At 59.9% G+C, this 26394-nt stretch carries 24 protein-coding genes; 15 read left to right on the top strand and 9 right to left on the bottom strand.

The features are described 5' to 3' along the window. Positions 1 to 168 precede the first annotated feature (168 nt). Positions 169 to 552 (top strand): hypothetical protein, encoded by a 384-nt coding sequence (locus KI811_RS01130; RefSeq protein WP_214184649.1) that lies wholly within the window; start codon positions 169 to 171, stop codon positions 550 to 552. Between the two features lie 84 nt (positions 553 to 636). Here the strand turns inward: KI811_RS01130 and KI811_RS01125 are convergent, their stop codons facing one another. The 4 genes from KI811_RS01125 to KI811_RS01110 all read right to left on the bottom strand — a co-directional run bounded on the left by KI811_RS01125 (position 637) and on the right by KI811_RS01110 (position 6367). Further along, a complete protein-coding gene (locus tag KI811_RS01125) occupies positions 637 to 1287 on the bottom strand; it encodes a hypothetical protein (RefSeq protein WP_214184648.1) in 651 nt (216 codons plus the stop codon). Then, positions 1284 to 2969, bottom strand: a complete 1686-nt coding sequence (locus tag KI811_RS01120) for an AAA family ATPase (protein WP_214184647.1) — start codon at positions 2967 to 2969, stop codon at positions 1284 to 1286. Before KI811_RS01120 ends, KI811_RS01125 begins: the two co-directional genes overlap by 4 nt. A 243-nt stretch (positions 2970 to 3212) precedes the next feature. After that, complete coding sequence (locus KI811_RS01115) at positions 3213 to 4577, bottom strand: L-lactate MFS transporter (RefSeq protein WP_214184646.1); 1365 nt, start codon at positions 4575 to 4577, stop codon at positions 3213 to 3215. Between the two features lie 401 nt (positions 4578 to 4978). Beyond that, a complete protein-coding gene (locus KI811_RS01110) occupies positions 4979 to 6367 on the bottom strand; it encodes a TatD family hydrolase (RefSeq protein ID WP_214184645.1) in 1389 nt (462 codons plus the stop codon). A 229-nt stretch (positions 6368 to 6596) separates the two neighbouring features. Here KI811_RS01110 and KI811_RS01105 point away from each other — a divergent pair, with 229 nt between their 5' ends. From KI811_RS01105 to KI811_RS01095, 3 genes are all read left to right on the top strand, one after another. Next, complete coding sequence (locus KI811_RS01105; RefSeq protein ID WP_246551214.1) at positions 6597 to 8018, top strand: L,D-transpeptidase family protein; 1422 nt, start codon at positions 6597 to 6599, stop codon at positions 8016 to 8018. A gap of 328 nt (positions 8019 to 8346) precedes the next feature. Further along, a complete protein-coding gene (locus KI811_RS01100; RefSeq protein ID WP_214184644.1) occupies positions 8347 to 8565 on the top strand; it encodes a hypothetical protein in 219 nt (72 codons plus the stop codon). A gap of 69 nt (positions 8566 to 8634) precedes the next feature. Further along, a complete protein-coding gene (locus KI811_RS01095) occupies positions 8635 to 8868 on the top strand; it encodes a hypothetical protein (protein ID WP_214184643.1) in 234 nt (77 codons plus the stop codon). A gap of 88 nt (positions 8869 to 8956) precedes the next feature. Here the strand turns inward: KI811_RS01095 and KI811_RS01090 are convergent, their stop codons facing one another. Beyond that, complete coding sequence (locus tag KI811_RS01090; protein WP_214184642.1) at positions 8957 to 10780, bottom strand: CHASE domain-containing protein; 1824 nt, start codon at positions 10778 to 10780, stop codon at positions 8957 to 8959. Positions 10781 to 11297: 517 nt separating this feature from the next. Here KI811_RS01090 and KI811_RS01085 point away from each other — a divergent pair. Further along, on the top strand, positions 11298 to 12389 hold the full coding sequence (locus KI811_RS01085; RefSeq protein WP_281876073.1) for a hypothetical protein: 1092 nt from the start codon (positions 11298 to 11300) through the stop codon (positions 12387 to 12389). A 102-nt stretch (positions 12390 to 12491) separates the two neighbouring features. Here KI811_RS01085 and KI811_RS01080 read toward each other — a convergent pair whose 3' ends face one another. The 3 genes from KI811_RS01080 to KI811_RS01070 are packed head-to-tail and all read right to left on the bottom strand — an operon-like array spanning position 12492 to position 15731. Further along, a complete protein-coding gene (locus tag KI811_RS01080; protein ID WP_214184640.1) occupies positions 12492 to 14081 on the bottom strand; it encodes a glucose-6-phosphate isomerase in 1590 nt (529 codons plus the stop codon). A gap of 18 nt (positions 14082 to 14099) precedes the next feature. Next, positions 14100 to 15056: an arsenosugar biosynthesis radical SAM (seleno)protein ArsS gene (arsS, locus tag KI811_RS01075; protein WP_214184639.1), complete on the bottom strand. Its 957-nt coding sequence runs from the start codon at positions 15054 to 15056 to the stop codon at positions 14100 to 14102. After that, on the bottom strand, positions 15057 to 15731 hold the full coding sequence (locus KI811_RS01070; RefSeq protein ID WP_214185114.1) for a TVP38/TMEM64 family protein: 675 nt from the start codon (positions 15729 to 15731) through the stop codon (positions 15057 to 15059). A 291-nt stretch (positions 15732 to 16022) separates the two neighbouring features. Between KI811_RS01070 and KI811_RS01065 the strand changes: the two genes are divergently transcribed. The 8 genes from KI811_RS01065 to KI811_RS01030 all read left to right on the top strand — a co-directional run bounded on the left by KI811_RS01065 (position 16023) and on the right by KI811_RS01030 (position 23251). Continuing rightward, the gene (locus KI811_RS01065) at positions 16023 to 16991 is read left to right on the top strand and encodes a polyprenyl synthetase family protein (RefSeq protein WP_214184638.1); all 969 of its coding nucleotides are present in this window, start codon (positions 16023 to 16025) and stop codon (positions 16989 to 16991) included. Between the two features lie 131 nt (positions 16992 to 17122). Continuing rightward, positions 17123 to 18226 (top strand): two-component system sensor histidine kinase NtrB, encoded by a 1104-nt coding sequence (locus tag KI811_RS01060; RefSeq protein WP_214184637.1) that lies wholly within the window; start codon positions 17123 to 17125, stop codon positions 18224 to 18226. A gap of 10 nt (positions 18227 to 18236) precedes the next feature. Beyond that, positions 18237 to 19622, top strand: coding sequence for a sigma-54-dependent transcriptional regulator (locus KI811_RS01055; protein ID WP_214184636.1), 1386 nt, complete (start codon positions 18237 to 18239; stop codon positions 19620 to 19622). Continuing rightward, positions 19619 to 20131 (top strand): TlpA disulfide reductase family protein, encoded by a 513-nt coding sequence (locus KI811_RS01050; RefSeq protein WP_214184635.1) that lies wholly within the window; start codon positions 19619 to 19621, stop codon positions 20129 to 20131. Before KI811_RS01055 ends, KI811_RS01050 begins: the two co-directional genes overlap by 4 nt. A gap of 23 nt (positions 20132 to 20154) precedes the next feature. Then, the gene (locus KI811_RS01045) at positions 20155 to 20883 is read left to right on the top strand and encodes a cytochrome c biogenesis CcdA family protein (RefSeq protein WP_214184634.1); all 729 of its coding nucleotides are present in this window, start codon (positions 20155 to 20157) and stop codon (positions 20881 to 20883) included. 4 nt (positions 20884 to 20887) lie between these two features. Further along, the gene (locus KI811_RS01040) at positions 20888 to 21298 is read left to right on the top strand and encodes a VOC family protein (RefSeq protein ID WP_214184633.1); all 411 of its coding nucleotides are present in this window, start codon (positions 20888 to 20890) and stop codon (positions 21296 to 21298) included. A gap of 384 nt (positions 21299 to 21682) precedes the next feature. Continuing rightward, positions 21683 to 22855 (top strand): L-dopachrome tautomerase-related protein, encoded by a 1173-nt coding sequence (locus tag KI811_RS01035; RefSeq protein ID WP_214184632.1) that lies wholly within the window; start codon positions 21683 to 21685, stop codon positions 22853 to 22855. 63 nt (positions 22856 to 22918) lie between these two features. Then, positions 22919 to 23251 (top strand): hypothetical protein, encoded by a 333-nt coding sequence (locus KI811_RS01030; RefSeq protein WP_214184631.1) that lies wholly within the window; start codon positions 22919 to 22921, stop codon positions 23249 to 23251. Positions 23252 to 23294: 43 nt separating this feature from the next. Here KI811_RS01030 and KI811_RS01025 read toward each other — a convergent pair whose 3' ends face one another. Continuing rightward, positions 23295 to 23780 carry a GGDEF domain-containing protein gene (locus KI811_RS01025; RefSeq protein ID WP_214184630.1) on the bottom strand — a complete coding sequence of 162 codons (486 nt, stop codon included), beginning with the start codon at positions 23778 to 23780 and terminating at the stop codon, positions 23295 to 23297. Between the two features lie 465 nt (positions 23781 to 24245). On the opposite strand from KI811_RS01025, the gene KI811_RS01020 reads away from it, so the two are divergent. Beyond that, on the top strand, positions 24246 to 25805 hold the full coding sequence (locus tag KI811_RS01020; RefSeq protein WP_214184629.1) for a carotenoid oxygenase family protein: 1560 nt from the start codon (positions 24246 to 24248) through the stop codon (positions 25803 to 25805). Between the two features lie 97 nt (positions 25806 to 25902). Then, positions 25903 to 26334: a Fur family transcriptional regulator gene (locus tag KI811_RS01015; RefSeq protein ID WP_214184628.1), complete on the top strand. Its 432-nt coding sequence runs from the start codon at positions 25903 to 25905 to the stop codon at positions 26332 to 26334. The last annotated feature ends 60 nt before the right edge of the window (positions 26335 to 26394 follow it).

The following is a 26394-nucleotide window of genomic DNA, read 5'->3' as shown; positions in this document are numbered from 1 at the left end:
GGCGGCTTTGCTCCTCGGCGTCCCGGCGACTGTGGCTGCCGCGACGGTGGCAAGGGTGGGGCCTAGATGTAAGAGGGAACGCAGTCAGGAAGAACGGTCAGGTTACCATCTGTCCGGAGTCGGGAAAAGGAATCAACCGAAAGACCGGTGGGCGGGGCGGGAGGATTCATGAAAAAACTGATTATAGCCACTGCGGGGTGGGTGTTATTGTCCGGAGCGACAGTTGGAGGGTATGCCGCTGAAAAGGGAGCCGGAAACGAACTTCGCCATGAAAAGCCCGTTCACACGTCTGACCATCGTCCCCACATTCCCAGGATGCTCGAACTGGTCGGCCCAATACTCGACCGCCTTGTCGACATTCTCCGAAAAGACCAGTCCGCCGAGACTGTCGCCATGGTTTCCGAAACGCTTAAGGAGGCCTCCGACGAGATCAAGGAGATGTACCGGCTCTCAATGGCTACTTCCGACGTGCGACAGCAAGTGGAGGATCTCTATCGTCGGGTCAAGGAAACCGAGAGGATTGCCGGTGAACTGGGGAAGAAACAAAGATGATTTCTTTGGAGCCTGCACGAATACCGCTTGCCGACCCCGAAAATGAAGTTCCTATCCCGCGGGGCCGAAAGACAGAGGCACTACTTACCTCCCCTGGAACGGCGAGGAGAGCGATACGCTGATGGTCCGACCTCCCTGGGAGAATTTCACGCGCCGCTCGCCGATCTCGACCACCCGGGCGCCGGCAACCTCGGCCCCTTCTCCCACAAGGTTCCCGTTCACCACGGCCCGCCGCAGGCTCCGCTCCTCCTGCCAGGCAATGCCCGAGACCGTTAGGTTCGCCCCCGGATACTCCGCAGGTGCCGACTGCTCCACCACGACAGGGCGCTGAACCGGTTTAGGTGCTGGTGCCGCGACGGGTACTGGGGGCGCCGCCGGTTTCGCCGGTATGGCAGCCGGTGGCGCTTCCGCTGGGGTGGGGCTGAGGTGCGGCGGAGAAGGGTCCGTGACAGGGGTCACCTCCTCAGCGGGAAGTGGCCCGTTGCGGACGACGGAGCGGGATTGCTCCAGTTTTTCCCCTTCGGTTCCCTTCTTCAGCACGATGCCTGTCCCGACGCCTGCCGCCAGGAGAACGATGCCGGCGGCAACGAGGATTAAGGGCTTGTTTCCCCATGACCTCCCTGCGGATTCGATGCGGGTATGCCCCAGCACATCCGGTCGGATGTCAATGCCGCCACCCTGGCGGGCCTTGCGTTCCTGCTCCATCTTTCTCAGTGCATCGAGTATCAGGCTCATCGGCTCTGCTCTCCATTTGATCGTGTCTGTGCCACGTTACCCCCGGAACGGTCACCCGCTTCAGTCCGGACAACCGTTTTTCCCTGGGTGAGGCCGGGCGGAAAGAACCCTCCGGCTCTCCGGTAAAGGAGGAGCAGGGTCTTTTCCCCGGCCCTGCCGTCGGCATCGAGCCCCTCCGCCGTCTGGAAAGAGCGAATTGCCTCCTGGGTGACGGTGTCGTAGGTTCCGGATATCCCCCCTGCGTAGTATCCCGCTCCCTTCAGCAGTTCCTGCAGTTGTCCGATCCCCTTGCTCCTCCCCCCCGGCTTCATCCGGGAGGGAATGCCATGAAAATTCTTCCAGATCACCGAAGCGCGGCCGCTCCAGAGTGTCGACAGTTCATCCCCGGTCAGGGTCGAGCGTCCGGCAATGGGTGGTTCGATGCTGATACGTCCCTTGTCGAGGGAGGTCAGGGCCACGAGGCGTTTCCCCCCTTGGGGAAGGGTGATGTGGAGGAGGGCGGGGGTATCGAGGCGGGCCAGGTCGGCGATGGTGCCCGAGAGTTCGGTCACGGTCAGCCCCCGCTCCCGGGCAAGGGTGCGGAGGTCGGTTGGTGCCGGGGTGGAGGCGACGGGCGGAGCCTGCCACGACCGGAGAATGGCATTGACCGCGGCTGTGAGGTTGTCCTTCTCCGGCACGGCGGCAAGGCCGGCCAAGGCCGCCGTGCGTTTCAGGGGGTGCTCGCCGGAAGCGGCCGGCTCGGTTGGGGGAGGGGATGCGGTAGGAAGGGATTCGCCCCCTTTTCGCGTCAGGGCGAAGGTTCCTGCCCCCAGGGCCGCCACCAGGACGAGGGTGGCAGCGACTGCGAAGCGTCGGGACAGCGAGGGGGAGCGGGTTTCCGTGGCCACGTCGGCAATGGCGGTGGCTGCCATGGCGGGCGAAACCTCGCTGGCCTCGGTGGTGTAGGCCAGGAGGAGCGCCCGGTCGCAGGCTGCGTTGATGAGCCGGGGAAGCCCTCCGGAAAAGCCGAATATCTTCTTTACTGCGCCGGCGGAGAAAATAACCGGCTCCCGCCCCCCGGCGGCGATCCTGATACGGTGGCGGATATAGTTCCGGGTGTCGTCCGGCCCCATGGGCTCCAGGTGGAAGCGGACCGTGATCCGCTGGTCCAGTTGGCGGAGTTCCTGCCGGGCCAGGAGGGTTCTCAGTTCCGGCTGCCCCACGAGCACGATCTGGATCAGCTTGTCCCGCTCGGTTTCCAGGTTGGAGATGAGCCGGATCTGTTCGAGGACCTCGGGGGAGAGGTTCTGGGCCTCGTCGATAACCAGAACCACGGTGCGGCCGGCCCGGTTTTCATCCAGGAGGAAGCGGTTGAGCGTTTCGAGAAGCTCGCTCTTTTCGCTCTCGCAGGAGAGGCCGAACTCCCGGGTGATTTCCTGCAAAAGCCCCAGGGGGGAAACCGTCGGGTTGAAGATCAGGGCAGTCCGGTGGGTATCGGAGTCAAGCTGGTTGAGGAACGTCCTGATTACGGTGGTCTTCCCCGTCCCCACCTCCCCCGACAGCTCGATGAAGCCGGCGTGGGTGTCGATGCCGTAGAGGAGGTGGGCGAAGGCCTCCTGGTGGCGGGAGCTCAGGAAGAGGAACGCGGGGTTCGGGGTGAGGGCAAAGGGGGGGTCACTGAAACCGAAATGGTCGCTGTACATGGATTAATTACCGAGTCCGGCGGGGCCGGAGCGTGCTGATAAACGAGAGAGATTCTCATTGGATATACGTGCCGGCGCTACCTTTTGTCAAGCTCTCTCGTGACGGGGCGTCATGTTGTATTTTCAGAGGATGATTCACTATTTGGACGGGTGTGATATGAGATACTCAACGATGAAATGAATGAAAAAGGCCCCGCCGGAGCAGGGCCTTTCTGTCTGCAGATGGGTGCGGCTGCTTCCAGGTCAGAAGCCGCGCGGGCTGGGGGTGAAGCCGAGGAAGTCGGCGCAGCCGCGCATGAAGCTTTCCATGAACCCGCCTTGGGCTGAAGGCTCGGCAACGGCGATTTCGGCAGGCTTGGCAGCCTTGGCCGGCCGCAGCGCGAGGCTCATGACCGCGCCGCCAATCAGGAGCGAGCCGGCCAGGGTGAAGGAGGTGGTGAAGCTGCCGGTCGAGGTGTTGAGCATCTCGGAGACGCGCCCCATTACGAAACCGCCCACGCCCCATGCAGTGAAGAGGAGGCCGTAGTTGAGGCCGTAGTTCTTGAGCCCCCAGTAGTCCTTGCTGAAGGAGGGGAAGAGGGAGAGGTTGGCGCCGTAGTTGAAGCCGATGAAGGTGGCCAGGAGGACGATGAGGACGGCATTGGGGTGCCCGGCGCCCACGAGGGGGATCGCAGCGAACATGAGGGCCGCCTGGAAGACGAACACGATGCAGAGGGTTGCCATCCGGCCGATCTTGTCGGAGAGGATGCCGGCCACGATGCGGCCACCCGCGTTGCCCAGCGCCATGATGGCAACTGCCACGAACGCCATGGGGCCCATGCTCTTCTTGGCGATGCCGGCCACGCTGCCGATGACCATGAGGCCAGCGCCGGCGCCGATGAAGTAGGTGATCCAGAGGATATAGAACTTGCCGGACTTGAGCATTTCGCCCGCCGTGGCGTTTACCGTCGGCTTAGCCGGAGCCACCTTGGCTGTCGCATCACCCTTGGGGGCGTCGGCCGGAACGTATCCGGCGGGGGGGTTCACCAGGAAGAAGGAGAGGCCGCAGACCACAACCGCAAAGGCGGCGGCCAGTATGAGCATGGAGTTCTGGATCCCCACGGAGCCCAGGAGCCAAGTGGAGAGGGGGGCGATGTAGACCGGAGCCAGGCCGAAACCGGCAACGACGATGCCGGCAATGAGGCCCGTCTTGCTGGAGGGGAACCACTTGAGGGCCGGAGGCGTTGCCGCCGAGTATCCGAAGCCGAAGCCGGAGCCGGCCAGGATCCCGAAGCCGATTACCCAGGCCAGGTAGCTGTTGCTCTGGGAGAGGATGGCGAAGCCGGTGCCCACGAGAATGCCGCCGATGAGGGCCGTGCGGGCCGGACCGATCTTGTCCTGGGCCTTGCCGGCAATGATCATGGAGAAGGCGAAGGCGAGGCAGCAGATCGCATAGGGGTCGTTGATGGAGGCCTTATCCCAGTTGAATGCGCCGGGTCCCCCCTTCTCGATGGACGACTTGATCGCCCCCTTGAAGATGCTCCACGCGTAGAGAACTCCCAGGGCCAGGTTGATGCCTGTCCCCGCCAGGGTCACTTGCCATCCCCTGTTCTTGACCGTGTCCGACATGGTTGATACCTCCTTTTATGGACGTTCGCGACATTTAGCGATTTTTCATACATCTCTCCTTCAGCAACTTGCATACCATTGTTATAAAATTGAGTATATTTTATAAAATTCTGGTAAATCAATTTGTTACGAATGTTGGCCGCTTGTATGGCCCAAGGGTGATTGTCCCAGTAATTCGCAATCATGCAAAATTAAGTTATACGTTTGGCGAACTCAAGCGCGCTGATAAGGATAGGGTGTAGTTGTAATGGTCAGCAAAATCAATGTGTTAGGCTTTGGGTTGGCGCGGGTGCGATTGATTCGCACGAATGCGAGGAGAATGATTGCAATAGCGACAATAAAAAAAGCCCGCTTGGGGCAGGCTTTCTTTAGCTAAAGTAAAATATTGAAACCGATAGGCGCTATCCCACCTCGGCATACTCCCGCTCCCGGAACTCGACACCCAGAGTCTCGACAAGCCTCCGCACTGCCGCGATATCAATCCCCGGCACGGTGACGGCCGTGGCCACCACCTTCGGGATATGCTTGGTCGCTTCCGTGAGGAACCGGCAGACGCCGTCGAAGCCCGATGGGCCGAAAGGGGTGTTGCAGAGGCGGGCGTAGGTTTCGGCGTCGGCGGCGTTGAGGCTTACGGAGATACAGTCGATGAGCCCCTCCAGTTCCGGCAGGACGTTGCGGCCATGGACCAGGTTCGCCTGGCCATCGGTATTGATCCGGATGCGGAAGCCCCTTTTCTTGAGCGCCGCGGCTACCTCCCTGATGAGGTCGAGGCGGAGCATCGGTTCACCGTAGCCGCAGAATACCACCTCGTCCACCGGGCCGGGATCGCCGATGGCGGCCATCACCTCGTCGAAGTTCGGCTCATGGTCCAACTGCAGGTAGTGCCCTTTCACGGTGAAGTCGTCGAACTTGGCGCAGAAGGAGCAGCGGTTGGAGCAGCGGTTAGTGATGTTGAGGTAGAGGGAGTTCCTGATCCGGTAGGCGATCCTTGCCGCCTGGTCCTTGCCCCCGATGCCGAAGAGCCGCCGGGCGTTGAGAGAGGTGATCCGCCCGACATCCTCCAGGGTGAGCCCCTTCAGTTCCGCCACCTTCGCTGCGGTGAGTCGGACATGGGCCGGTTCGTTCCGTTTTCCCCGGTGGGGAACCGGCGAGAGGTAGGGACAGTCGGTCTCGATGAGCAGGTGCTCGCTCCTGATGCCGCGCACCACCTCGCGGAGCTGCTCGTTGGAGGGGTAGGTGACGGTGCCGGGGATGGAGAGGTAAAATCCCATCTCCACGCATTCGCGCGCCATGGTCAGGTCGCCGGAAAAGCAGTGGAGCACTCCCCCTACTTCTGCGGCTTTTTCCTCCCGCAGGATCGCCATGACCCGGCCGTGGGCGTCCCGGTCGTGAACGATGATCGGCAGTGCCAGTTCCCGGGCGAGGCGGATGAAGCGGCGGAAAACCCGTTCCTGCTCGTCGCGGGGGGAGCGATCCCGGTAGAAGTCGAGACCGATCTCGCCGATGGCCACCACCTTCGGGTTCCCCTGGGCCAACTCCCGAATGACCTGGTAGCAGCGTTCGGTCACCCGTGATGCGTCGTGGGGGTGGATTCCGACGGCGCAGTAAATGTGGTCGTGCTTTCGGGCCAGTTCGCAGGCGGCCTGGCTCGACTCAAGGTCTGCACCGACGGTGATGATATGGGAGAGCCCCGCCTCGGCGGCGCGGCCAAGCACCTCGTCGAAGTCGGCGGCAAAGTCGTGGCCGTCGATGTGGGCATGGGTGTCGATGAGGAAACCGGTCTTGTTCATGATTGTTCCTTTTTCGCGGTGCAACGTAAAAGGCGGCATGGTGATGCCGCCGTGCATGAATCAGAACTATCATGAATGCCCGTCCCCTGGCAAGGGCACAGAATCACGGCGTTACCACCAGTGTCGGCCACTGCCAGCCTCCCGTAGTGGTCGTAAGCATCCCTTGTTACCGTGCAATGTTCCATGCTATATGGTTGAGTATGGTATGCGGATGAAGGAGGGCGAGGTCTTGTCCGGGAATGCAGTACAGAGAGTCTCATTGATGTACCGGGTCGGCGTCGGGATGGGAGGTACGGTTTCCTTTCTGGCGGCAGTTCTTTTGGCGGGATGTTCGACACCTCCTACCGCTAAAAAACGCGCATTGGCGGAGCTTTACGGTCTCCGACAGCGGTCTGCCTTCAGTATTTCGCGCCAGGAGTACTGGAGCATCGAGGAGACCGTGGCCCGGGCGGAATCCCACCTGGCCAGGGGGGAACGCAAGCGGGCAGAGGTTCTGTTCGATCTGGCCGCCGGCAAGGCAAAGCTCCTTTCTGAGCGCCTGGAGCTGGCACAGGCAGAAAAGGACGAACCACAGCCGTCGAGCCGGGACGCGGTCTCGAAGCAAAGCGCCGATTGGGATGACCAGCTGCCCCCTCCGGCGACGGACAGCGTCTCCCCAGGGCCCCCCCCTGCTCCGGAAAGCCCGGCTATGGCCCCTCCCTCCGGGCATCTCCATCCCCAATCGGCGCCTGCGCCTGTTGAGCCGGCCGAACCGCAGCCCGGTGAGATGCGCTCCGTGGAGAGGGTGGAACCGGCCGAAGCGCCTGAAACCGCCAGACCACGCTCTTCCGTGATTATCGGCAAGAGATTTTCCTACACTGTTGGCAAGGGTGAAAGTCTTCGCTATATCGGCGCTAAATTCGGGGTCAACTGGCGGCGGCTGGCGCAGCTCAACCGCATCGACCCCCAGAAACCCCTCATGGCCGGACAGGTGCTGCGTATCGACACCCGCCGGATTGTCCCCCGCCAGATCGATGACGGCATTGTCATAAACATTCCCGATCGCACTCTCTACTATTTCCGTAACGGAGAGGTTGACCGGGTGCTCTCTGTCGCCGTGGGGAAACCGAAACCGGCGAACGATCCTGAAAAGCGCGACTGGCATACGCCTACCGGTAATTTTCGGATCATCGGAAAGGTGAAGGACCCCACCTGGCGTGTCCCCCCCTCCATCCAGAAAGAGATGAAAGAGCAGGGGAAGGAAGTGAAAACCATTGTCCCGCCGGGGAAGAAAAACCCTCTCGGGAAATACGCCCTGAAAACGTCGATACCAGGAATTCTTATCCACAGTACCAACTCGCCCGAATCGGTCTACAGTTTCAGCAGCCATGGCTGCATCAGGGTTTTCCCCGAATCCATGGAGGATTTCTTCAATTCCGTGACAGAGGAGACCACCGGAGAGATTATTTACGAGCCGGTAAAGATGACGGTTGCCGAGGGAGGAGAGGTGTTCCTTGAAGTGCACCGGGATATCTACAACCGCTACGAGAATCTCGACGAGCAGGTGAAGAGCATTGCGCAGGAACAGCACGTCGAGGAGAGAATAGACTGGAACAAGGTCCGACAAGTTCTGAAGAGGATGAACGGGACACCCGAAAAGGTTTCGTTCTGACTTCTGAAGGGGAGTCGTCGTTGCTGGCTGTTTTTGTCCATGCGGCGTATTCTTTTTTCATGCACCCGGTGTTGATGGGTAATGTCCGGTAATATCAGTCTGTTACGTAAGATTTGCGCGGGAGGATGGATTTTACCCTCCCGCGTTTGTATGTCCCCCCTATACAAACACTCCCGGCCGCACTACCGTTTCAATTCCGGGCCATCAATAAATCATTAATTATTGCAGCGAGTTACAAATTAATAATGTTTTTTCATCCTGCTGGCATGCCCGATGCTATGTAAAAGACAAAAGCAATCAGTTAGCACCGGAAAACAAGGAGGATGCCATGAAAGCCATAGCCAACGCACTGATCGTTACGATAGCCACCGCCTCTTCTGCCCTTGCCGCCAGCGGCGCAGCCGCCGACGAAGGGGGATTCCTCGCCCCGCTGTTCCTGGCCCTGGGCGCCGCCGTCATCGCTTTCCAGACCATCCCGGCAATCGTCCTGCTCGGCTCCATGGTGAAGGGGCTCTTCTCGGGCAAGGAAGAGGCGAGTGCCCGGTAGGCTGAGTCAAAGGGAACAACCCGGTCAGAGACCGGCACAATACGAAGATAGATGAGAAAGGAGACGGCCATGAGAGCGAGAACTGCAGCCAGCACACTGGCACTGGTAATGGGGAGCGTAACGTCGGCCCTGGCGGCATCGGGAGCGCGGGAAGACAACAGCGGCGTGTTCGTGTGGATTTTCCTCGGATTCTGCGCCCTGATCATCGTGGCCCAGATGGTACCGGCAGTTCTCACCATGCTCGGCATGGCCAAAGGGGTTAAGGAGAGCTTCGGTGAAAAAGCTGAAGTGAAAAGCCGCTAGAGCGTGCGGCGGATCGCCGCTGCCGCAGAATCGATGGGGCCGTCACCCGTGAAGGGGGCGGCCTCTGTTTGTATGGACGCTGTGTGCGTCAGCCGAGAGTAAAGAAGAACGTCGCCCCGTTGCCCGGGGCTGCCTCGGCCCAGATCATTCCTCCATGGCGTTCGATAATCCGCTGAACGGTAGGCAGGCCGGCGCCGCTCCCTTCGAATTCGGACTCGCTATGGAGGCGGCTGAACGGCTCAAAGAGCTTGCCGGCAAATGCCATGTCGAACCCCACGCCGTTGTCCTTTACAAAAAAGACGGTCTTCCCCGCCTGAGCCATTTCCCCGAACTCGACCTCTGCTTCCGGATTCCTGGCGCTGTATTTCACTGCATTCTCCAGAAGATGCCGAAGACAGGTTTCAAGCATCCGGTGATCGCCCTGAACCACCACATTCGGGGCGATGGTTACCGAGAAGACCCGTCCTGCTCCATTCTCCCGCAGTTCGCCGAGTATCTGAGCACAGAGTTGAGAAAGGTCCACGGGCATCATTTCTATCTCGGTATTTCCAAGGCGGTAGATCACCAGCAGGCTGTCAATGACGTCTCGTAGCCTCCGGCTTGCCACTCCGAGCCTTTCCGCAAGATAGAGAACCTCGTCAGAGCCAGCATCCTTTACAGACTCGGCAATGGCAGTACTGAATCCATCCAGCCGGGCAATCGGTGCCTGTATTTCGTGCGAGATGGAGAAGCAGAAACTCTCCAGTTCCCGGTTCAGGCGCTCCAGTTCAGCGGTGCGCTCTGAAACCCGCTGCTCAAGGGAGAGATTCAGGTCTTCAAGCTGCTTCTGCTTGATCGCCAGAGCCTCCTTTGCCTCCATGGCGCGGGAGCGTCCCCGTGCCAGGAGCCTGGTGATCGCCGCCAGGAGCAGGCTCAGCACGATCCCCGTGACGGCGACATATCCAGCCTGGTCGCTTTTCAGGCGCGTTTCAAAGGGGGGGAGGGAGCGGAACGCCACGGTCCAGGTGCGGCCGGCTATCTCCATTTTTCTGATGGCGAGCAGTCGTGCCTCCATAACCCCGGCGAAGCTGATTTTGTCAGAGTCGTGCAGCAGTGCTTTTTCGGATATCTCCTCCCCGTCGTAGATCTCGATATCGATCTCGTTGGCACGTTGGCCGAAAAGCCCGGCCATCAGGTCGTCCATGCGAAACGGTGCGTAAACCCAGCCGATGATTGCCGAGCGGCGCGACTCCACGGAATCGTGGCGCTTGCCGTTCGCATAAACGGGAAGATAACTCAGAACGCCCGCCTGTTCCCCCTTGCCGGTCTCCTGTACAAGCCTCACCTTGCCGGACAGGGCCACCATGCCGGTGTCGCGCGCCCGTTCCATGGCGGCACGCCTCACCTGTTCGGAAAACATGTCGTAACCGAAGGCGCGCAGGTTGCGGCCTGTGAACGGCTCCAGGTAGATGATGGAGGTATACGTGTCCCGTTCCCTGTCGGGCCAGACGGTGTATTCCGGGAATCCTTCCCCACGGATTGACTCGATATGCGATTGCAGCCGTGCTGCCGGCACGATCAGCGAGAAGCCCACCCCCTGGATGCCTCGGTAGGACTCTTCCAGGCCGAGGGCGGACACATAGTCGTGAAACTCGTGGCGTTCTACAGACTCTGAAGCGGCAAACAATCCCCGTGCCCCGCGCAGCACCTGCTCATAGGCCAGCATGCGCTGTTTGATGAGGGTGAGATCCTCCTGCACGAGGAAATCGAAATTCGCCCGGAGGTCCCGTGCAACGATCTGATGCTCGTGCTTCCAAAGCTGGAAGGTGAGGAACAGGCCAACTCCCAGCACCACTAACGGGAGCCACTGGGCAAGCCTCAGCAGGGTTGGCATATTTTTCAGCGACTTCGTCGCATCTTCGTTCCGGGCCATGAGTAACCCTCAGGTGATAACCGGCCATACTTCATCCCTCAAGGTGTCCGGCAAGGGCGTTGGTGAATCCGATGCAGGATGACAAGGGGCTATGCCGGTTGGCCGGCAGGCAAGACTGTCTTTCAAGTATAGATTTGGCTTGAGGTTGCTTCAAGTGAATGGATGGAAATAAGTGGAGCAGCACTGATTGTGTTTGTTTAAAATGTTATAATGAGATTACGTTTTTTGACGTACAACTCATTTCTTGTCTTAGGGTGTTCCATGTGCCCTGTGTCATGAAAATCATTTGTATGGCAAACAGTTACCAGTCGAAGTAATATTTCTTCCATAAAGTTTCAAGCAACGCTGTCTCGTTATTTGCCGGCTAACCTCGAAAGTGTCCCTTATGGTAAAAGGAATTTTGCATTCCCTGTTCTCGTCCCGCTTGAGAATCGCCTGTTCAGTGGCAGTCGTGGTCCTTGCGGTTTGCGTGAGCACGGTGCGGTTCCGTCCATGCTGGCATTTTGAGGGGATATACGTGCTCAAGGGGGAGGACGGCCTCCTGGAGATCAAGGATGACCTGATTCTCGGCGACGAGCACCGGCTTCTTCTTGCGCTGCCGGCGCAACCTCTTCTCAGTTTTCTCCAGGGGGGCGTCAGTTATGCAACGGACGCGACGCGCCTGGAGCATGAATGGTTCCGCTTCGATGGCAGTGGCCATGTTGAGGGGTATTTCGCTGACGGGACTATTTTCCTCACCTGTCTGAGCCGCTTTCTCGACAGCGACGGCAAGGAGGCCAGGGGAGTCTTTGTCGGCGGTGAACTGCCGTATCATCTGCATGAGGCCGATAGCCAATCCCTCAACGATACCGGCGTTTCATATTATGACGGAACCCGCTGGTTTCACCTCTGGTGTAACGTCAATGAATCGATATCCCCCTGGAGCAACCCGTCTGCGACCATTGCCCCGTCGTCCTGGCGATTCCTCGGTAGCAATGTGGCAAAGAACACTCCTGAGGAGCTTGTCATCACGAGCAGTCATGAGGTGGAACTGGACGGGCTGCCGTTCCGCATCGACCGGGCTGCCCGGTTCAAGGCGGGAACCCGTTACTTTACGCTGGCGATCCGGATTACGAATGTCGGGAAGTATCCTGGCGGCTACTATTATATCTACGGAGATGAGCCATGGGTGGGGAATTACGGTTCGTCGATCGGCAACGTGGGATGGGTGAGGGACCGCCTTGTCCCCTATGAGGAGACCATCAACCCCCGGGAGCACCACTGGGCCGGCTATTTCGATTACGGCAATGAAGCAGCTGGCGAAGGGCATAGCTACAGTGGGAAGGCAAACTTCATCGAGTGGAAGGGGAACGTTACCCCAGATCTCGTCTATTTTTCCAACAAGATTGGCTCCTTTGCCCTGCCAGGGAGCCGCGTTCCCCTCAATCACCCCAACAACCGTGTCCTGTTTCTGCAATGGGGGCCCCGTCTCCTGGCCCCCGGTCAATCAGACACAATCATTCTCTCCATCGGAATGGCCGACCGTGACCCCGTCTCCGGGTTTCCGGTCAAGCCGGACACATCCCTCGATCCGTCCATGCTTGAGCCGTTCCTGGCCTCAGGATTCTAACCGGTAGCCTTCTCTGTAACTGCCTGAAATTTTCCATCGAACGCCCGTTAACGCATGGGGACGGCTGCGCCGCCTTCCTCACAGGCCTGCTTTAGTGCCCGATCATCCCTGAACGGAGAAGCGGCTTGCGGTGAGAGGCTTCGCCTGCTCCATCCCTATGCCGTGATCCGGGTTGGCCGCGGCGTGGAGCAGGGTCCTGAAAACCGTCTCCGCCGCGTCGGGGCACCCGAGGGCCGCGGCAATCTCGTCGGCCGTGAGAGAGGAGCCGGTCCCGCGCAGGTGGGTGATGATGTCGGCCTGGAGCGCCAGCACCGTGCCGGCCGCCTTTTTTCCCGCCTCGACGCCGGGCTGGTGGTAGGCGTTGATGTTCACCAGCAAGGCGTAGAGCCCCACCGTCCGCTCGAAGAGGGCGATGAGCATGCCGACGGTGCGGGGCGATACCTCGGGGATGGTGATGGTGAGGGATTCCCGCCCCTTTTCGCCGAGGGCCGTGCGGGTTCCCTGGAGAAAGCCGGCCAGGTAATCGCCGCTCGTCACCCCCGGTTCCACCGGCAGGGACGCGCCGCGCCGGTCCCGGAGCACTTCGATGAAGGTGACGAAGAAGTTGTTCACCCCTTCGCGCAGTTGCTGCACATAGGCGTGCTGGTCAGTGGACCCCTTGTTGCCGTAGACCGAAATCCCCTGGCAGACAACGTTCCCGTCCCTGTCCAGCTCCTTGCCGATGGATTCCATGATGAGCTGCTGCAGATAGCGGGAGAAGAGAAGGAGACGGTCCTTGTAGGGGAGCACCACCATGTCGCGGGACCCTTTTCCGCCGGTGGCGTGGTGCCACATGAGGGCCAGGAGCGCCGCCGGGTTGCGGGCCGTTTCGGTGCGACGGGTGAGCTGGTCGCAGAGCCGGGCGCCTTCTATCATGCCGGCAATATCGAGCCCCTGGAGGGCAGCGGGGAGAAGCCCCACGGCCGACGTCACGGAGGTGCGGCCGCCGACCCAGTCCCACATGGGGAAGCGGGCGATCCAGCCGGACTGGGTGGCAACCCGGTCCAGCTCGCTTCCCTCGCCGGTGACCGCCACGGCGTACCGGGGGAAGTAGAGTCCTGCCCGACGGTAGGCGGCCTCTGCCTCCAGCATGCCGTTGCGGGTTTCCTTGGTGCCGCCGCTCTTGGAGATGACCACCGTGAGGGTCTCGGCAAGGCCCGGACCGATCTGGGCCAGGACCCGGTCCATGCCGTCGGGGTCGGTGTTGTCGAAGAAGTAAGGGGGGAGCGGATTGTCCGCATCCCCCAGGGCGTCGGCCACGAACTGTGGCCCCAGGGCCGATCCGCCGATTCCCACCACGAGAAACTTCCGGAAGGGGCGTCCGTCCGGTGCCGCGATGCTCCCCCCGTGGACGGCGGCGGCGAATTCCCTGATCCGCTGCACGGTCTCGCCAATCTCCGCGGCGATTTCATCGGCGGGAGAGAGGTCCGGGGATCGCAGCCAGTAGTGCCCCACCATCCGCCCCTCGTCGGGGTTGGCGATGGCGCCTCCTTCAAGTTCCGCCATCTCGGCGAATGCCTTCTGGATGGTCGGCTCCATGGACGCCAGGAATCCGTCCGCGAAGTTCATCCTGCTGATGTCCAGCATGAGCCCTGACTCCGGGTCGTGAAAAAGGTGGGATTGGTAACGGTTCCAGAGGGCGGTGTTGTCCATGGTGGTCTCCTTTTCTTGTTAACTCAACGCACCGGTGCAGCTCGATCCTTCGCCGGCGGTGCAGCAGTAGCAATGCTGAGCCAGGAAGAGTTCAGCCCCTGTTGCGGCCGCCTCTTCCAGATCGTCGATCTTGAGAATCTCGCCGTTGCTGCTGGTGATGGGAAGGCCGACGGCCTGGTTGAAGTCGCAGTTGTACAGAAACCCCTTCCAGTCAACGCTCACCAGAGTCCGGCACATGATGTTGCGGGCCGCCTCGGGGTTGAAGCGGGTGGCGAGCATGGCGAGGTAGCGCTCGTAGGCCCCCTTTGCCTCCAGATACTCGCGGAAGCGACCGATGGGGGCGTTGGCGATGGTGTAGAGGTTGTTGAAGCGAATGCCGTAGCGTGTCAGGAGTTCGGCCTTGTAGGCCTCTTCCAGTTCCCGTTGGGAGCCGGGAATGAAGGGGCCGCCTGGGTTGTAGACCAGGTTGAGCTCCAGCGTGTCCCCATAGCCCATTCCGTTCAGAATTCGCAGGGCCTCGATGCTCCGGGCAAAGACCCCTGTGCCCCGTTGCCGCTCCACGTTCTCCTCCTGGTAGCAGGGGAGGGAGGCGATGACCACCAGTTCCTCTTCCCGGTAGAACTCCGGCAGCCACTCCATGCCCGGCTCGGTCATGATGGTCAGGTTGCTCCGCACCATCCGGCGGGGGGAGCAACCCCGGGTTCCCTCCACGAGGGCGCGGAAGTGGGGGGTCATCTCCGGGCAGCCGCCGGTGATGTCCAGGGTGATGCCGGCGCGGCGGGTCAAAAGCCCCACGATTTTCTCCATCACCTCCGGTCCCATGATCCGGTCCCCGGCGGGGGATGCGCTCACGTGGCAGTGGGCGCAGCTCAGGTTGCAGAGGTTTCCCAGGTTCACCTGGAGGGTCTGGAGCCCCTCGAAGGTGATGTACATGGGGTCGATTTCACGCAACCGTTCCTTGAATGCAGCAACCATTCATGCTCTCCGTACGAATTTCCTGTAGATGACCGGAATCAGGGAAAAGAGCCCCAGCAGGGCGAAGGAACCGAGGACCCGCGGAGAGGCGGCGTCGGACGGGCTCGCGATGGTGGCGAGGCTCGCCCCGGCGTTCACGTAGACGAAGCCGCCGGGGATGATGCCGATCAGGGTGCCGATGAAGAAGGTGCGCAACGGCAATCTGGTGAGTCCGGCGGCAAGGTTGATGAGGAAAAAGGGAAAAAGGGGAACGAGCCGCAGGAAGAGGAGGTAGTTGAGCCCGGCCGTTTCCAGTTCCCGATTGAGGGCGGTGAGCCGATGGCCGAATGTATCCTGGACCGCATCGTGGAAAAGGTAGCGGGTCACGAGAAAAGCCAGGGTGGCTCCGAGGGTAGCGCCGATGACCGCGTAGACCGTCCCCGGAACGACACCGAAGATGGCGCCGGCCGCAAGGGAAAGGATTGCGGCGCCGGGGAGGGAGAGAGCGGTCTGTGCCACGTAAATGGCGATAAACAGCGAGACGGCGGCGAGGCGGTGCTTCTCGGCAAACGATATGAAAAGTTCCTTGTTTGTCTTGAGGGCTTGCAGGGTCAGGTGCCTGTCGAGCCCCGTGGCGAAGAACAGCGCCACGACGAGCACGATGACGGCGATTGCGACAAGCTTCGGTCTGGTCATGGAAAGTTTATAACTGCCACCTGATGCGGGTGTCGAGCACTTTCTCGGCAGACAGGGTGAGCCGCGCCGCTCACGGGAGTCTGCGACAAGGTCTGAAAGTGCCATGGGGAACCCCTTCCGGATCTGTTTCCTAGCACCTCAGTATAGCCGAGGCCGGCACGCGGGTAAATCAAGCGGGCGTTTAAAATCCGGTCAATCCGCCGTGGATGGCGGTTTGCGCGGACAGAAAAGCTTTGACAAAACTGGCGTAATTCCCGTAGTATTGCCGAATCTTAGCCTGAGGTCGTGTTAATGCATTCTGCTCTTGCCCTGGTCGGTGATGACCTGAAAAACGTCGAAGCACAGTTCAAAAAGGACCTCGAATCGGATGTCTACCTGATCCGCAAGGTGGGGGAATACGTTCTCGCCAGTGGGGGAAAGCGGATCCGGCCGGCTCTCCTGCTCCTTTCCGCCAAGCTGTGCGGCTACACCGGCGACCGGCATGTTCCTCTGGCAAGTGTCATAGAATTCATTCATACCGCAACGCTTCTCCACGACGACGTGGTGGACAGCGCCACCCTGCGCCGCGGAAGCGCCTCGGCCAATGAGGTGTGGGGCAATGAGGCATCGGTCCTCGTTGGCGATTTCCTCTTCTCCAAGTCGTTCTCTCTCATGGTTCAGGCCGGTGACCTGCGGGTTCTCAAGGTCATATCCGATGCCACCACCATCATTGCCGAAGGTGAGGTCCTCCAGCTCCTCTGTACGAGCGATCTGGATATGACTCTGGAGCGGTACATTGAAGTGGTGAAGAGCAAGACCGCCGTCCTCCTCTCCGCCGCCTGCGAGGCGGGAGCCATCCTCGGGAAGGCCACGCCGGAGCAGGAACTGGCCCTGCGGGACTACGGCATGGATCTGGGGATCGCCTTCCAGCTCATGGACGACACCCTCGACTACACGGCCAGCGAGGAGCAGTTCGGCAAGGAGATCGGCCATGACCTGGAAGAGGGGAAGATCACCCTCCCGCTCATCCACACCCTCCGCAAGTGCACCGACGAGGAGCGCGACACCATCGCCGCCGTCGTGGAGAAGGAAGTCATGGAGCCGGGCGACTTCGAGGCGGTATTCACCCTCGTCCACAGATATGGCGGCATCCAGTACACCACCGAGGTGGCAGGCGAGTACATTGCCCGCTGCAAGGAGCACCTCCAGGCGTTTTCCCCCTCCACGGAGAAGCAGGCCCTGCTTGATCTGGCCGACTACGTGGTGAGCCGCAACCGTTAACGGACCTTCCGCCCCGGCAACACGGCGGCTCAAACTATCTGGTATCTCTCACCCGGGACGGTCCGGCGCCAGCCGGGCCCGGCCGATTTCTCCCTTGCATTCTCGCCGGCCATCCTCTACATAATCACACCATGACGCTGACAGGTCCCCTCCGCATCCTGTTTCTTGCCGCAGCAATCATCGGGATCAGCCTCTTTCACTACCTGACTCCTCTCCATCTCCCTGCGCTCCACGACATATTCCAGCGGCTCTACTACCTGCCGATCATCCTGGCCGCCCTGTGGTTCGGCCTGAGGGGGGGGCTCGCCGCTTCCATCATCGTCAGCATCCTTTATGCCCCCCATGTCCTCTTTCAATGGGGAGTGCATCCGTCGCTGGAGCTGGAGAAATTCCTGGAGATTCTCCTCTACAACGTGGTGGGGGGAGTTACCGGATTCCTCTGCCAGAAGGAGGGTGAGCGTCGCGAGGAACTGGAACGCGCGGCCCGGCGCCTCGAAGAATCGTATCGCGCGCTCCGGAGCCAGGCAGACCTCATCATCGGCATCGAGGAACAACTGCGCCGGGCCGAGCGACTGTCGGCCCTCGGAGAGCTTTCGGCCATGCTGGCCCATGAGATCCGCAACCCCCTCGGCTCCATCCGGGGGACGGCGGAAATCCTTCGGGACGATTTCCAGCCGGGGCATCCGAAGCATGAGTTTCTGGAGATTCTCCTCAAGGAGACCGATCGGCTGAACCGGGTGGTCGAGGATTTCCTCCGGCTGTCACGCCCTGTTGACGGGGAGAGAAAGACCTGCGACCTGGCTGCCGAGCTGCGGGAGTTGGTGACTCTTCTCGGCGGCGACGCCGCGGCCCGGGGGGTGCGGATTGGCCTTGAGGCTGATGAGGTGCCGCCGGTCACCGGCGACCCGGAGAAACTGCGGCAGGCTTTTCTCAATTTGATGCTGAATGGCATCCAGGCCACCGGTGCGGGGGGGGCTGTTACGGTGCGGGTGAAGATGTTCCCGCGTAGCGGCGACGACCGCCCCCTTGTGGAACTGGCGTTTGCCGATACCGGTGCGGGAATCCCGCGGGAGAGCCTCGAAAGGATATTCACGCCGTTTTTTACCACAAAGGAGGGGGGGACGGGACTTGGTCTCGCCATCACCCAACGGATCGTGGAGGGACATGGCGGGACCGTGACGGTGGAGAGCGAGCCGGGGCAGGGGACAACGTTCCGGGTTCGGCTTCCCCTGTAAGGAGTGATGGGTGGCAAATGGCGAGAAGAAAACCGTGCGGGTGCTGATCGTTGACGATGATGTGTCGTTGCGCCGGGTGCTCGAGTACAATCTCCAGGAGGAGGGGTACGAAGTGCTCACCGCCGGCAGCGGCGAGGAGGGGCTTCGCCTCTTCGAGGATGGCGTGCCGGCCCTCGTGGTGACCGACCTGAAGATGCCCGGCATGGGTGGATTTCAACTCCTCCGGGAGGTGAAGGAACGCTTCCCCGACACGGTCGTCATCGTCATCACCGCCTTCGGCGCGGTGGAAGCGGCGGTGGAGGCCATGAAGGCCGGGGCCTACGACTTCATCACCAAGCCTTTCAACCGGGAGGCATTGAAGCTGACGGTCCGCAAGGCCCTGGACATGCAGGGGCTATCCCGGGAAAACCGGCGTCTCAGGGAGGAACTTTCCGAACGGGAGGAGTTCCGCAGCATCATCGGCATTTCCCCTCCCATGGAGGAGGTCTTCCGCGTCATCGACCGGGTGGCCGACACCGACGCAACCGTGCTCATCACCGGCGAGTCGGGCACCGGCAAGGAACTGGTGGCCCGGGCCATCCACAACCGGAGCTCGCGGCGCGCCGCCCCCTTTGTCGCCATCAACTGCGCCGCCATCCCCCGCGATCTCCTGGAGAGTGAGCTTTTCGGCCACGTGAAGGGGGCCTTCACCGGGGCAGTGCGGGACAAGGCCGGAAAATTCCAGCAGGCCGAGGCGGGGACCCTTTTCCTCGACGAGGTGGGGGAGTTGCCGGTGGAGCTCCAGTCGAAACTTCTCCGCGCGCTCCAGGAAAAGGAAGTGCAGCCGGTCGGGGGGACTCACACCATCAAGCTCGACGTGCGGGTGGTGGCAGCCACCAATGCCGACCTGGAGGAAGCCATCGCGGAAGGGCGTTTCCGGGAGGATCTCTTCTACCGCCTTTCGGTCATCCCTCTCCATCTCCCCCCCCTGAGGGAACGGAAGGAAGATATCCCGTTGCTCGTGCGCCATTTTGCCGCCAAACACGGCGGGGCCTCGGTCACTTTTTCTCCCGGAACCCTGGCGGTCATGGCCGCCTACGGCTGGCCCGGCAACGTGCGGGAATTGGAGAACACCGTGGAGCGGATGCTCATCATGCGCAACGCCGACACGATTCCTCCCGACGATCTTCCCGATAAGGTGCGGCGCGGACGCCAACCCCAGAGGGAATGCCGGGTCATCAACCTCCCCGACGAGGGGTATTCGCTGGAGCAGCTCGAACGGGAGATCGTCGTCGAGGCCTTGGAGCGCAACAACTGGAACCAGAGCTCGGCGGCGCGCTTTTTACGCATACCGCGCCATACCCTCATCTACCGCATGGAGAAATACGCCATCACAACGCCGGAGAGAAAAAAATGAGAAAGATTTTTCTGATTCTCCCGATTCTTTTCCTGTTGACCCTTATGGGATGCTCAAAAGAGGCAAAGCCTCCCGTCGAGGGGAACCCTGCCCCCGATTTCACCCTGAACACTTTGAACGGGGAGGTGGTGAAGCTCTCTGACCTGAAAGGCCAGGTGGTGATCGTGAACTTCTGGGCCACCTGGTGCCCTCCCTGCCGCGAGGAGATTCCCTCCATGATGCGGCTCAATGCCGCCATGGCCGGAAAGCCGTTCCGGATGCTCTGTGTCTCCATCGATGACGGAGGGAAGGTGGCGGTGGAAGAGTTCTTCCGCAAAACCGGTTTCAGCCTCCCTGCGCTTATGGATACCGACAAGCGGGCCGGCAAACTCTACGGCATAACGGGTGTCCCCGAAACTTTTGTCATCGACCGCCACGGTGTTATACTCAAAAAGGTCGTCGGCGCCATGGAGTGGGACCACCCCGAAGTGATCGCCTTCCTGAACAACGCGATCGCACAAGCGAAATAGACTCAATTTCGGCAGAGGTCTTCATGGATTCATCCCACGTTACTTTCTTAGGCGCGTTCATTGCGGGGTTCCTCTCGTTCCTCTCCCCGTGCGTGCTGCCGCTCATACCCTCGTTCATCACCTACATCACGGGCCTATCCTTCGCCGATTTGCAGACTGAACACCCGAGCCACACGGTCCGGCAGCAGACCATCGTCCATACGCTCCTCTTTATAGCCGGGTTCACCACCGTCTTCGTCCTGCTGGGAGCCTCGGCAACCTACATCGGCGGGTTCCTCCACGAGCACATGGACGTTATTCGGAAGGTTGGGGGAATACTGATCATCATCTTCGGCATCCATGTCACCGGGTTGGTCCCCATTCATCTGCTGCTGGGAGAAAAGCGGGTCACCGTCCATCGCAAACCGGCCGGCTATCTGGGGAGCTTCGTGGTCGGCCTTGCCTTTGCCGCCGGGTGGACTCCCTGTATCGGTCCCATCCTCGCCTCCATCCTCATGGTGGCCGCCACGGAGGAGACGGTTTCCCGCGGCGTTTTTCTCCTCTTAATCTATTCCATGGGACTGGCCATTCCCTTTTTCCTCTCGTCCCTTGCCATGCACCAGTTCCTCGTCGTCTTCAACCGGTTCAAGAAACATATCCGGATCTTCGAGATCATTACCGGTGTCTTCCTGATCATCGTCGGGGTCATGATCTTTACCAACTACCTGAGCATCCTGTCGCGGTTCAGCATGAAGTGGTTCGGCGGGGAGTGACATCATGGCGGGGTCAGGCGTCTCAATCCAGTTGACCGTCGTGGACCTGGACGCCACCGAGGCGTTTTATGTGGGCATCCTGGAGCTTGATGTGATGCGGGCGCTGACCGCTCGCGGCGCCCCCGAGCACCTGATTTTGAAGCATGGCGGCGGGGAGATCATTTTTGTGGAGGAGGATGCGGTGGTGCGGGAGCATCCCGCCCTGGGGGAGCGTTTCGACGAGTTTCCCAAGGGGGTCGGCATGACCATTCACGTGACGGTGGATGACATTGTCGAAACCTATGAGGCCGTTGCGGAGGAGGATATGGAGATCTTCTACCCGCTGGAGACAAAACCTTACGGCATCAAGGAGTTCTGGTGCTTCGACCCCGATGGATATCTGGTGGCTGTGGAGGAGGCTCGCCGCGGGAAGTAGCACCTGAACACGATACAGATGAAGAAAGGGGCGTGAATCTCACGCCCCTTTTCCGTCATCCCTCTTCTCGTTCTTCTTCCCGGAAGAACAGGTGTCCGCCATTCAGGTGGGAACCCCAAGTCTTGGCAGGATAATCTTGTTGAGGACAATCCAGAAAGCCAGAAAACCTCCCGCTATCAACAACTCGTCCATTGTTTTTTCCTCCCGTACGGATACTATCAAATATTCGAAAAAATATATATGTTGTCGTGGAGGATTTTTTGTATTCCCGGGACACCGTCCGTTGACGAGGGGATCATTTGACTTGCCTGAAATCAGGGCTATACATTGAATTGCGGTGTTCATGCTGCTCCAGCACCTCTGAGCGGTAAAGAGGAAGAAACCATGCCAAAACAGACCGTAAACGCAAGGAATTCCTTTGTCCTTCTCGCTCTCTTCGTCCTGGTGTGCAGCGGCGGCTGCGCGACATACCCGATCAGTCACGATAAGGCCGTACCGGTGGCGCGAGGGGCGCTGTTCGAGTACCCGTATTTTCACGATCAGCTAACGGGGATTGCAGTTTCCGGCCAAGGGAGGATCTTCGTGAACTTCCCCCGCTGGGACAAGGATCCTCTCTATTCCGTGGCCGAGGTGCTCCCCGACGGGTCGCTCCGTCCCTATCCCGATCATGGCTGGAACCGGTGGGGGGGTGATGAAGCAGCCCATCCGGAGGCGCACTTCATCTGCGTGCAGAGCGTCTTTGTTGATCACAGCGACTTTCTCTGGATACTCGACCCCGCATCCCCCGGCTTCAAGGGGGTGGTTCAGGGCGGGGCAAAGCTCGTGAAGGTCAATCTGAAGACCGACCAGGTCGAGCGCGTAATTCCCTTCGCCCCTTCGGCGGCACCCCATGAAAGCTACCTGAACGACGTGCGGATCGACCCTGAGGGCAACTTCGCCTTTATCACCGATTCGGGGTCAGGCGCCATCGTCGTGGTCGACCTGGAGAGCGGCAAGGCCCGCAGGCTCCTCTCCAGCCACCCTTCCACCAGGGCGGAGCCGGGGTATGTTCCCGTGATCGAAGGCAAGGAATTGCGGAACGAAGATGGCACGGTGCCCAAGGTCCACGCCGACGGAATCGCCCTCGACAGCCGGAGAGAGTACCTCTACTACCATGCATTGGTCGGCCGCACCCTCTATCGCATCAAGACGTCCTTCCTGAAAGACCCGTCGCTGCCTGAGAAGGAGTTGGGGAGCCACGTGGAGCGGGTAGCGGACACGGGTGCTGCGGACGGGATGCTCATGGATGCCCAGGGCAACCTCTACCTGACCATCCTGGAGGAGAATGCCGTCAAGCGGTACCGGCCTTCGGAACCGACCCTGACGACGATTATCCAGGGTGGCTTGCACTGGCCGGATTCCCTGGCCATCTCCCCTGACAACTACCTCTATGTCACCGATTCGGAGATAAACCTGGCACCCCGCTTCAATCACGGAAAGGATCTGCGGATCCTTCCCTACAAGTTTTACAAGGCGTGGCTCATGCCGTTTTCACATGATGGGTTGCTTCCCCCGTGATTCGGGAGGTGCAGAAGTACATTTGTGCCGAGGAAAATCACTATGTCTGAATGGGGTTGATTGATGTCTCTTCTAGAGCCCTCAAAGGAAACCGTCGAAATCGATATCACCGTTCACATCTTCACCGTTTCGGCAACACTCGTTGGGGTGTGCCTGACGGTCATCAGCCTGCTCATCATAAGCAGAAGGCTTTCCCATGTGAAAAGTCTCGGAGAGGACCTGCTGGCCTTCGATGCTCTGCTGTTTCTTTCCTCGTGCATTCTATCTTACTCCGCATTGCGGGTGCGGAAGAAGGGACGTCGGCATACACTTGAAAGGACCAGTGAAGAAGTGTTCTTCGTTGCCCTTGCCTTGATGGTTATAATTTGCGTTTTCATAGTGTATGAACTGATTTGAGGGGACGATCATCTAAAGGGGCAGTCTATTTACATAGTTGAGTTCAGCCAACTATCTCGTGCAGGAAACTGTCTTTCGTCTGGGACTTGACATTGTACATGAGGGCGTCGGCCATTCCGAGTATTTCGCTCCACGAACAATTCGGCCAAACACAGGTCACCACTCCGATACTGAAGGTCACGGGCCATCCCGCTGCAGTCATGGCTGCGTTAAGGGACTCCCGCAGTTTGGCTACCACTATCGGAGCTTCGTCAGCGCCGGTCTCAGGCAACGCAACGACAAACTCGTCGCCCCCTATCCGTGCCACCATGTCGGTACTCCTGACGTTGCTCTCCATAATCTCCACGACTTTCCGCAGAAGGCGGTCCCCTTCCCCGTGGCCGAACCGGTCGTTAACGGTCTTGAAGTTGTCCAGATCGAAAAAGGCAACACTAAAGGGGCGTCGGTTGCGTTTGGAGATGCGCAGTTCGTATTCGGCCAATTCATCAAGACTACGCCGGTTGAGGGCCTGGGTCAGGGGATCGCGCATGGCCAACTCGTTGATTCTGTCAAAATTGTGACGTAACATCTGAAACATGAAACCTAGCAGGAAATAAAAAAAGAGATTCATGGAAAAATCCCATGCGAGGTGGGACGATGCGGCTCTATCGCGAACGTTTTCGAAGTTTATAGAGAAAACTAAGGCGCAAGTGAGAATGCTGGCGATAATTCCGGCGTTCCTGCCAACAAACCACGTAAAGAGAAAGATGGGAATCACATAGAAGAGGGTGAAATTGAAATCGCCCGTCAGATAGTCGAGATAGCCAAGGCCGGCCAATATGATGGTGCTGAACGCAAGGTGAAACGTCCTCGATCGCGCTTCAAGCCAGGAGAATACTATGGGGTAGAGTCGAGATGGGGCAAGATGTTCCATATGAGGTAATAGTAGCAATAAACGAACCATCGTTCCATTGATACGGATTGGAATAGATCTCGTTTATTCCACGATCCTGCCATGACCATTAACCGTCGCGATTTTCTGAAACTAGCTGGTGCCGGGGGGCTTGCCCTCGCCATGCCCGGCTGCGCGGGGAATCTGCCTCTACCAAAGGAGGTCTTTCCCGACTTCGGCGACTCTGGGCGTCCCTGGCTCGGCCTTGCCACGTCGCTCCGTGAGGAGCACGACTACGAGGCGCGCATCGAGGGGACGATTCCCTCCTCTCTCAGGGGGACTCTCTACCGCAATGGCCCGGCGCTTTTCGACCGAGGTGGGCTGCGCAAGCGGACTTTGCTGGACGGAGATGGAATGGTGCAGTCCTTCTCAATTCACGACGGCGGGGTCCTCTACCGCAACCGCTATGTCCGGACGGAGAAATTCGTGGCCGAGGAGGCCGCCGGCCGTTTCCTGTACCCCACGTGGAGCACCCAGAAGCCGGGAGGTTTCTGGGGCAATTTCTGGCAGGCGGGCTCGGTTCCGAACCAGGCGGGCGTAACGGTCTACTGGTGGCGCGGAAAGCTCTACGCCTTTGACGAGGGAAACATTCCGTACAAACTCGATCCGGAGTCCCTGGCTACCGCAGGTCCTTCGAATCTGGGGCTGATACCCGGCACGGCCTACTATTCGGCTCATCCTAAGCTTGATCCCCACACCGGGGAATGGCTCCACTTCGGCGTGAAGTACGGTCCAAGGCCGCTCCTCCATCTCACTACGTTCGGAGCCGATGGAAGTCTGAGGCGACATCGGACGTTTCCGCTCCCCCGCTTTGTGTACATGCATGACTGGATCGTCTCCGGCCGGTACCTTATCCTCTCCCTTCACCCAGTCGAAATCGAGTTCTGGGGATTTCTCCTGGGATTTCGGAGCCTTTTTGCCTCGCTTCGCTGGCGGCCGGAACGGGGTAACCTTCTGATGATCGTTGAACGGGAAGGGGAGGGGAAACCGCGCCTGGTGGAGACCGAGGCATGTTACATGTGGCATTCCTTCAACGCCTATGAGGAGGGAGGCGAGACCGTCGCCGACTTCATCGGTTACCGCAACCCGGACCACTTCGTGGGGGACGATCCGGTCATCTCCGCCGTCATGGAAGGGCGCCGGGGACACTACGAATTTCCCGGAGAGATCATGCGGTACCGGATAGATCCCGTCCGTTGCACGGTTCGTCGGGAGACCCTGAATCCGGGGAGCTGCGAGTGGCCGCGCATCGACGAACGCCTCCGTTTCCGTCGCCATCGCTTCGGCTACGCGGTGAAGTGTCTTCCCGGCGAGTTCTTCTGGTCCATTGTCGTGCGCGTCGATTTTCTGAGCGGCACCACCGACGAATATTCCTTCGGACGCGGGAAATACTGCACCGAAGCGGTCTTCGTTCCTAAACCGGGAAACTCCGGGGATGCAGCCGGAGATGGGTGGCTCCTGACGGAGGTCTACGACAGCCACACCCGAAAAAACTTCCTTGCCATTTTGGACGCGGGAAGGGTTGCCGAAGGCCCGCTCGCCATTGCCCATCTTACCCATCATGTTCCGTTCAGTTACCATGGTTGGTGGCACCCTTCACGCGCTTCATCAGGGGATATTTAAGGCGTTCGCAGCGGTTCTGGAATTTACTGGCAAAAAGGGATTGACAGAATGCGTGGCTGTATCCTATATTGAAAATCACTTTCAGCTTGGAGCGGAAATGAAACGGGCGAAGCAGAAAATATTCCAGGACTACATTGCCAGGCAGGGTCTCAAGTCGACCCGCCAGCGCGACATCATCCTCGACGCCTTTCTTTCCTCCGACCGGCACCTGAGCATCGAGGAGCTGTACCTGAAGCTCAGGGCCAAGCATCCCAACATCGGCTACGCCACGGTCTATCGCACCCTGAAGCTCTTCGCCGAGTCGGGAATTGCCCGGGAGATCCATTTCGGCGACGGCCAGACCCGCTACGAGCACGTATCGGAGGGGGAGCACCACGACCACCTGGTATGCACCGGATGCGGCACCATCATCGAGTTTGAAAACGAGAGCATCGAAAAGCTCCAGGATGAGGTTGCGGTGGCCCACGGTTTCCTCATAAAGCATCACAAGTTGGAACTCTACGGTCTCTGCGCGAAATGTCGCCCGTAGTATGCTCGTGCGCGACGATATTCTTTGTCGTGTTTTTTTTTGTTGGCTGTGATGAAAGTG

The organism is Geobacter hydrogenophilus (assembly GCF_018501225.1).
Taxonomy (GTDB): domain Bacteria; phylum Desulfobacterota; class Desulfuromonadia; order Geobacterales; family Geobacteraceae; genus Geobacter; species Geobacter hydrogenophilus.
This window is presented reverse-complemented; position numbering and strand designations above follow the sequence as displayed.